Origin of the sequence: Mesorhizobium salmacidum (SeqCode) (genome assembly GCF_037179605.1) — a bacterium.
Taxonomy (GTDB): Bacteria; Pseudomonadota; Alphaproteobacteria; order Rhizobiales; family Rhizobiaceae; genus Mesorhizobium; species Mesorhizobium salmacidum.
In genome coordinates this window covers 1-1,090 of sequence record NZ_JAPYKS010000077.1, presented here as the reverse complement: position 1 = coordinate 1,090, position 1,090 = coordinate 1, and the positions used below count along the sequence as shown (strand labels likewise).

Below are 1,090 nucleotides of genomic sequence, written 5' to 3'. Positions count from 1 at the left end.
TACAAATACCTTGTGAGCAAACCTGCTCACCCTTGTAGTTGGCCAGGGCCTGCAGCAATCGCTGTCCAATCCGGCGTTTCGTTTTTTCCGAGCCATCCTGCCAATCGACGAGCGATTTCAGTGCCACTTCGATCAACTCGATCGCGCGATCCTTGTCGCCGCTCTCGTAAAAGTACTGACCGAGCGCCGGGTAATACAGGAACTTGAAGGCGCCGTCGCCTGCCGGGGGATCCAGAGCCAGGATGCGTTCGGATAGCTCCTTGCCTATTGCGAAGCGCTCGGCAGACGGAAGGTACGAATAGTCCTCCTCCGGATGGAAGAGTTGTTCCAGCACCTGAGACAACCAATCCACGGAATTTTTGTTGATCGCGTCGCGAACCAAGAGCTGGATGACCGGCATGCCCGCCCGCATGTCGCGCATTTCGTGAAGCAGCAGATTCGCATGACGCGTGCGGATATCGGGATCGTCCGGCAACAAGGCGACACCCTCTTCGATGGCCGAGAGCGCCGTGTGCCACTCCTGTGCCTTGAACGCCGCGTAATACTTCGCCAAAATCGGCATCTTCACCATTTCGGCTTCGCCTTCGGCAATCCGCTTCGCATCGCCGGCTTTCGCTTGCTTGCTGGTGCGCCAGCTGCCGTTGATCACTTCGGGCAAGACCTTAGCGAGGTCCGTCGGATGACCGATAAAGGCGATGGCGCCGTCACGATCGACAACGAACGAGGTCGGAATCCCGAGGGAGAAGCTGGGTTTCCTCCAAAGCTTGTTCATTTCGCCTGTGAAGTCGAACGCGATCCGATAGTTCAGATACGTGCAGTTTTCGGTCAACCACGCGTCCAGCTTGGTTCGCGCCTCGTCCGCGGTTGCGGCGCGTTCAGAAGCTGCGACTCCGACAACCTCAAGCCCGCGATCCTTGTATTTCTCCTGGAGCTGCGCCAGATGGGGCATCGCCGCCACGCAGGGGCCACACCACGTCGCCCAAAATTCGACGATGTACAGTTTCCCAGGCTGAAAGGCTGTCAGCGGCTCGCCACGCAGCCAGCTCTGCACCTTGATCGCAGGGGCCGGGGAATCCATTCGAAGCACCAT

At 58.6% G+C, this 1,090-nt stretch carries 1 protein-coding gene; it reads right to left on the bottom strand.

Translation table 11 applies throughout. The features are described from left to right. On the bottom strand, positions 1 to 1,087 hold a 1,087-nt coding region (locus tag O7A60_RS31680; RefSeq protein ID WP_337109576.1), incomplete at its 3' end, for a TlpA disulfide reductase family protein. Positions 1,088 to 1,090: the final 3 nt, after the last annotated feature.